Source organism: Streptomyces sp. NPDC056361, from assembly GCF_042262805.1.
Taxonomy (GTDB): domain Bacteria; phylum Actinomycetota; class Actinomycetes; order Streptomycetales; family Streptomycetaceae; genus Streptomyces.
This window is the reverse complement of the sequence record NZ_JBHJQI010000116.1, coordinates 21,105-27,445: the sequence shown is the minus strand read 5'-3', so window position 1 is coordinate 27,445 and position 6,341 is coordinate 21,105. Positions and strand designations below refer to the sequence as shown.

At 72.9% G+C, this 6,341-nt stretch carries 7 protein-coding genes; 5 read left to right on the top strand and 2 right to left on the bottom strand.

The genetic code is table 11. The annotated features are described in order from the left end of the window. Window positions 1–31 precede the first annotated feature (31 nt). Complete coding sequence (locus ACFCY7_RS29700; protein WP_376489134.1) at window positions 32–778, top strand: endonuclease/exonuclease/phosphatase family protein; 747 nt, start codon at window positions 32–34, stop codon at window positions 776–778. A gap of 112 nt (window positions 779–890) precedes the next feature. Here ACFCY7_RS29700 and ACFCY7_RS29695 read toward each other — a convergent pair whose 3' ends face one another. Both ACFCY7_RS29695 and ACFCY7_RS29690 read right to left on the bottom strand, forming a co-directional pair. Continuing rightward, window positions 891–1,613, bottom strand: coding sequence for a hypothetical protein (locus tag ACFCY7_RS29695; RefSeq protein WP_376489133.1), 723 nt, complete (start codon window positions 1,611–1,613; stop codon window positions 891–893). Beyond that, window positions 1,606–2,388 carry an alpha/beta hydrolase gene (locus ACFCY7_RS29690; RefSeq protein ID WP_376489132.1) on the bottom strand — a complete coding sequence of 261 codons (783 nt, stop codon included), beginning with the start codon at window positions 2,386–2,388 and terminating at the stop codon, window positions 1,606–1,608. Before ACFCY7_RS29690 ends, ACFCY7_RS29695 begins: the two co-directional genes overlap by 8 nt. Before the next feature lie 187 nt (window positions 2,389–2,575). On the opposite strand from ACFCY7_RS29690, the gene ACFCY7_RS29685 reads away from it, so the two are divergent. The 4 genes from ACFCY7_RS29685 (at window position 2,576) to ACFCY7_RS29670 (ending at window position 6,311) form a co-directional block, all read left to right on the top strand. Beyond that, window positions 2,576–3,307, top strand: a complete 732-nt coding sequence (locus tag ACFCY7_RS29685) for a lysophospholipid acyltransferase family protein (RefSeq protein WP_376489131.1) — start codon at window positions 2,576–2,578, stop codon at window positions 3,305–3,307. A gap of 34 nt (window positions 3,308–3,341) precedes the next feature. Continuing rightward, window positions 3,342–4,553: a MacS family sensor histidine kinase gene (gene macS, locus ACFCY7_RS29680; RefSeq protein WP_376489130.1), complete on the top strand. Its 1,212-nt coding sequence runs from the start codon at window positions 3,342–3,344 to the stop codon at window positions 4,551–4,553. Window positions 4,554–4,585: 32 nt separating this feature from the next. Then, entirely contained in the window at window positions 4,586–5,233 is a 648-nt protein-coding gene (locus tag ACFCY7_RS29675; protein ID WP_376489138.1) for a response regulator, read from the top strand. 79 nt (window positions 5,234–5,312) lie between these two features. Next, the gene (locus tag ACFCY7_RS29670; protein WP_376489129.1) at window positions 5,313–6,311 is read left to right on the top strand and encodes a 2-hydroxyacid dehydrogenase; all 999 of its coding nucleotides are present in this window, start codon (window positions 5,313–5,315) and stop codon (window positions 6,309–6,311) included. The last annotated feature ends 30 nt before the right edge of the window (window positions 6,312–6,341 follow it).

Below are 6,341 nucleotides of genomic sequence, written 5' to 3'. Positions count from 1 at the left end.
CCCGGCGGGCGGTCGGCGTATGTTGCCCGACATGGCGATCAGCGAACTGCCCGACTCCCGCACCGAGGACGACGGTTCGGCCGTCATCCGGGTCTTGAGCTACAACGTCCGCTCCCTGCGCGACGACGAGGACGCCCTCGCCCGGGTCGTCCGCGCCTGCTCCCCGGACGTCGTCCTCGTCCAGGAGGCCCCGCGCTTCTTCCGCTGGCGCAAGCACGCCGCCCGGCTCGCCGCCAAGAGCGACCTCGTCGTCCTCGGCGGCGGCGCCCCCGCGGCCGGACCCCTGCTGCTCTGCTCCCTGCGCGCCACCGTCGAACGCACCGAGGACGTCCTGCTGCCGCTCACCCCCGGCCTCCACCGCCGCGGCCTGGCGACCGCCGTCGTCCGCTTCGCCGGGGCCCGGGTCGGGCTGATCAGCTGCCACCTGAGCCTGCGGAAGGACGAGCGGTACGCCCAGGCCGGCATGGTCCTCGACCGGGTCGCCGCCCTGGGCACCCCGTACACCGTCGTCGCCGGCGACCTGAACGAACGCCCCGGAGGCCCCGCCTTCACCCGGCTGACCGCGGAACTCCAGGACGGCTGGGAGACCGCTCCCTGGGGCGGCGAGCACACGTGGACCCCCGGCGACCCCCACCAGCGCATCGACGCGATCCTGGCCACGCCCGGCGTCGAGTTCCTCGGCTGCGGCGTCCCCCCGCACCTCGACCCGGCGGACCTGCGGGCCGCCACCGACCACCTGCCGGTCCTCGCGGCGGTCCGCGTCCCCGCGGCGGACTGAACGGCGGGCACCGGCGGCCGCGCCACGTCCCCGGCGTACGGAGCCCGGCGCAGCCGACCGAAGCCCGGGAGACGCCTCGGCGCCGACCGGTGCGAGGGCGGCGCCGGGAGGATCAGACGACCGCCCCGCGACCCGGGTCGTCGAACCCGTCGTCATCGTCGTCGTGCTTCATGCGCCCGACCAGGGTGGCGAAACCGCCCAGGAAGCCGCCGATGCAGAGGGTCGTCAGCCACCAGGTCATGTCCCACTGGAGGAGGACGGCCACCAGCATGAGGACCGGGCCGCCGACCACGGCGAGCCAGGCGAACCTGGTCGTCACGTCGGTCTCGGGCAGCGGCGGCGGCTCCGGCGGGACGAAGTGGCCCTCGTCGGATCCGTCCGGGCCGTCGTCCGGTTCGGCGGGCGAGTAGTCCCGGGGGCCGGCGGGCCGCACCCCGGGCGCGAAGACGATCGAGCTGCCCAGCACGGGCCGCTCGGGGCCGTCACCGGCCTCGGGATCGCCGCCCCCCTCGGGGGCGCCGTCGGTCCCGGGGGCGTCGGCCGTCCCCGGCTCGTCCGAGGCCTCCGGCGGGGTCCCCCCGGTCTTCGGCCGCGGCTTCCAGGGCGTGCCCTCCCCGACCACGGGCCTCGGCCGCACGGGCCGGACCTCCCCGTCGGGCCCGTCGCCGGCCTCGTCCTCGGGCTCCGGCAGCGGCAGGTTCTCTATCGGCCGGAACGGCTTCGCCCCCGGCGGGTCCGCGGGCTCCTGGCCGTACCCGGCGACGATCGCGGCCCAGGCCGCCTCCTCGTCGATGGGCTGCGGCTCCCGCTCGCCGCCGTCCTGCTGGTCAGCCACCGCTCCTGCTCCCCTTTCCGTCGACAAGACCCGGCGCGAGGCGCTCGACGAAAGCCAGGCTCTCGTCGAAGATCCGCTCCGCGTCATGGTCCAACGTCGCGACGTGGTAGCTCTGTTCCAGCAGGACCTCCCGGACGTCGGTCGAGGAGATGCGGGAGAGGATCCGGGCCGAGTCGACGGGCGGCACGACGTGGTCCTGCGGGCTGTGCAGCAGCACCACCGGCTGCGTGACCTGCGGAAGCTCCCCGTCCACGGTCCTGAAGAACTGGCGCAGGGAGTGCGCCGCGTGGAGCGGCACCCGGTCGTAGCCGACCTCGGCCACGCCCTCCTTCGCGATGTCGCTCGCGATGCCCTTGGTCGAGGGGACCAGGTGCCGGACCACCGGCAGCGCGTGGGCCGCCAGGCCGTGCACCTTGTTCCCCGGGTTGACCAGGACGATGCCCTTCACCGCGTCCCCGTACCGGGCGGCGAGCCGCAGGGTCAGCGCCCCGCCCATGGAGAGGCCGAAGACGAAGACGGTCGTGCACCGGTCCAGGAGCTCGCGCAGCGCCCGGTCCACCTCCGCGTACCAGTCGTGCCAGGTGGTGACCTGCATGTCCTGCCAGCGGGTCCCGTGGCCGGGCAGCAGCGGCACCGACACCGTCAGCCCGCGCTCGGCCAGGTACTCGGCCCAGGGGCGCATCGACTGCGGGGAACCGGTGAATCCGTGACAGAGAAGGACGCCGACCTCTCCGCCGTCATGGCGGAACGGCTCGGCTCCGGGAAGGACCGGCACCGGGGTCTCCTGTTCGTTGCGACTCCGGCGTGTTCGGGGGCGCCGGAGCGACGGAAAATGGGGAAGGACCTTCACGTTACGCGACCGGACCGACACCGACCAGGGCCGTAGCGGGGGGCGTGCGCCGGTACGGGATAAAGTCGTGGCGACGGCACACGGAAGGCATGGCGAGTTGATCTACGGCGCAATGAAGTTCTCCCTCGGAGGGTCTCTGAAGCTTGCCTTCCGGCCCTGGGTGGAGGGTCTGGAGAACATTCCCGCCGACGGGCCGGCGATCCTGGCGAGCAACCACCTCTCGTTCTCGGACTCCTTCTTCCTGCCCGCCGTCCTCGACCGCAAGGTCACCTTCATCGCCAAGGCCGAGTACTTCACCACGCCCGGTGTGAAGGGCAAGCTCACCGCCGCCTTCTTCAAGGGCGTCGGCCAGCTCCCGGTGGACCGCTCGGGCGCCCGCGGCGCCGGCGAGGCGGCCATCAAGGCCGGCATCGAGGTCATCGAGGGCGGCGGCCTCTTCGGCATCTACCCCGAGGGCACCCGCTCGCCCGACGGCCGCCTCTACCGCGGCAAGCCCGGCGGCCTCGCCCGGGTGGCCCTGGCCACCGGCGCGCCCGTGATCCCGGTCGCGATGATCGACACCGAGAAGATCCAGCCGCCCGGCAAGGTCGTCCCCAAGCTGATGCGCCCCGGGATCCGGATCGGCAAGCCGCTGGACTTCACCCGCTACCAGGGCATGGAGGGAGACCGCTTCATCCTCCGCTCGGTGACCGACGAGGTCATGTACGAGATCATGAAGCTGTCCGGCCAGGAGTACGTCGACATCTACGCGACCGCCGCCAAGCGGCAGATCGCGGACGCCGAGAAGGCGGCCAAGGAGGCCGTCAAGGCCGAGATCGCCGCGCGGGAAGAGTCCGGCGCGTAACTCCCCGCGAGGGGTTTTTCCGGGGGTGGGGGAGATGGCCAAGCGCGAGCATGTCGTGCGCATGTCGGTCGAGCAGCCGCTGTGGCGGGCGCTGACCGGCTACCGCGTGCTGACGATGGTCTACGCGGTCCTGCTGTTCGCGTTCGACCGGGACGCCTTCGAACGGCCCTGGATCGCCGTCGGCTATCTGGCCGTGATGTGCGTCTGGACCCTCGCCACCCTCCCCAAGGTGGCGAACGCGGCCAGCTGCACCAAGCGCTTCCTCGTCGCCGACCTCGCCATCGCCCTCGCCGGCATCCTCCTCACCCCGCTCGCCGACGCCCAGGCCCAGTCCGTCGACGGCCCCACGCTGCCGTCGATATGGACCGCCGGCTCCGTCCTCGCGTACGCGCTCAAGGGCGGCTGGCGCTGGGCCGGAATCGCCTCCTCCCTGGTCGCCGTCGCCAACATCGTCGAGCGCGGCCACCCCAGCCGGGACACCCTCCACAACGTGCTGCTCGTCTGGGTGGCCTCCATCGCCATCGGCTACGTCGTCGAGGTCGCCCGCGCCTCCGAGCGCACCCTCGCCCGCGCCCTGGAGATCGAGGCCGCCACCCGGGAACGGGAACGGCTCGCCCGCGACATCCACGACAGCGTCCTCCAGGTCCTCGCCATGGTGCAGCGGCGCGGCACGGCCCTCGGCGGCGAGGCCGCCGAACTCGGCCGGATGGCCGGCGAGCAGGAGGTGGCGCTCCGCACCCTCGTCGCCGGCGGGCTCGCCCGGCCCAGCCTGGTCTCCGAGGACGAGTCCGAAGGGGCGGTCGTCCGCGTCGTCGAGGTCGACGAGGAGCCCGGCGACGACACACCCGTCGACCTGCGCCTGCTCCTCGCCCCGCGCGCCGGGGCCCGCGTCACCCTCTCCGAGCCCGGCGCCCCGGTCCTGCTGCCGGCGCCCGCCGCCCGGGAACTGGCCGCCGCCGTCGGCGCCGCCCTGGACAATGTGCGGGTGCACGCGGGCGACGACGCCCGCGCCTGGATCCTGGTCGAGGACTGGCCGGACGAAGTGATCGTCACCGTCAGGGACGACGGCCCCGGCATCCCCGAGGGCCGTCTCGCCCAGGCGGAGGGCGAGGGCCGGATGGGCGTCGCCCTCTCCATCCGGGGCAGGCTGCGGGATCTGGGCGGCACGGCCGAGCTGATCTCGGTACCGGGCCAGGGCACGGAAGTCGAGTTGAAGGTTCCACGGGGGAAGGCAGGGGAGAAGTGAGCGAGCAGCAGGCCGAGCGCCGGATCAAGGTGATGGTCGTCGACGACCATCCGATGTGGCGGGACGCGGTCGCCCGCGACCTCGCCGAGGCGGGGTTCGACGTGGTCGCCACCGCGGGCGACGGCGAGCAGGCCGTACGCCGGGCCACGGCGGCGGCGCCCGACGTCCTCGTCCTGGACCTCAACCTGCCGGTCAAGCCGGGCGTCCAGGTGTGCAAGGAACTGGTCGGCGCGCACCCCGGCCTGCGCGTCCTCGTCCTCTCGGCGAGCGGCGAGCACGCCGACGTCCTGGAGGCGGTCAAGTCCGGCGCCACCGGCTACCTCCTCAAGTCGGCCAGTACGGAGGAGCTGACCGACGCCGTGCGGCGCACGGCCGTCGGCGACCCCGTCTTCACCCCCGGTCTGGCCGGGCTCGTCCTCGGCGAGTACCGCCGGCTCGCCTCCGAGCCCGCCCCGGCGGCCGGCGGCGACGAGCCGAAGGCCCCGCAGCTGACCGAGCGCGAGACCGAGGTCCTGCGGCTCGTCGCCAAGGGGCTCAGCTACAAGCAGATCGCCGAGCGCCTGGTGATCTCGCACCGGACGGTGCAGAACCACGTCCAGAACACCCTCGGCAAGCTCCAGCTGCACAACCGGGTGGAGCTCGTCCGGTACGCCATCGAGCGCGGGCTCGACGACGCCTGAGGCGGCCGGCCGGCGCGCTGGGCCGTATATTCGCGATATTCGTGCATATGCGGCCCAAGGCGACGACAAGGGGAAACCCGTGGAGATCCTGGCATTCGGCGTGCAGGCGGACGAGGAGCCCCTCATCGAGAAGGCGTTCGAGGGACACCACGACGTCCGCTCCCTGGGCGTCTTCCTCACCGAGGACACCGCCCCCATCGCGGCCGGCTACGAGGTCGTCTCCACCAGCGTCAACTGCAGCCTCGACCACCGGGTCCTGCAGACCATCGCCGCCGGCGGCACCCGGATGATCGCCCAGCGCTCCACGGGCTTCAACAACATCGACCTGGAAGTCGCCGAACGCCTCGGCCTCACCGTCGCCCGCGTCTCCCACTACTCGCCGTACTCCGTCGCCGAGTTCGCCTGGACCCTCGCGACGGCCGTCAACCGCCGCATCACCCGCGCCTCCATCCGCACCCGCGACTTCGACTTCCGCCTCGACGGGCTGATGGGCCGCGACCTGCACGGCCGCACCGTCGGCGTCCTCGGAACCGGCAAGATCGGCGAGGCCTTCACCCGGATCGCCCACGGCTTCGGCATGAGGCTGCTCGGCTGGGACGTCGCCGAGAACCCCGCCTGCGCCGCGCTCGGCATGACGTACGTCGAGAAGGAGCAGCTCTTCGCCGAGGCCGACCTCATCAGCCTCCACGTACCGCTGCTCCCCTCCACCCGGCACCTCATCGACGCCGCCGCCCTCAAGTCCATGAAGGCCGACGCGATCCTGGTGAACACCAGCCGCGGCGGACTCGTCGACACCGAAGCCCTCGTCGCCGAACTCCGGGCCGGCCGCTTCGCCGGCGTCGGCCTGGACGTCTACGAGGCGGAGGCCGGGCTCTTCTTCCTCGACAAGTCCCTGGAGGTCGTCGAGGACGACACCCTCGCCCGGCTCGTCACCTTCCCGAACGTGCTGGTCACCTCGCACCAGGCCTACTACACCGTCGACGCGGTCGGCCAGATCATCGACACCACGGTGCGGAACGTCCTCGACCACACCGCCGGGCGGCGCAGCGAGAACGTCCTGGTCCCGAGGGCGTCCTAGGGGGTGCCTTCCCGACAGGGAGTGCCCTGC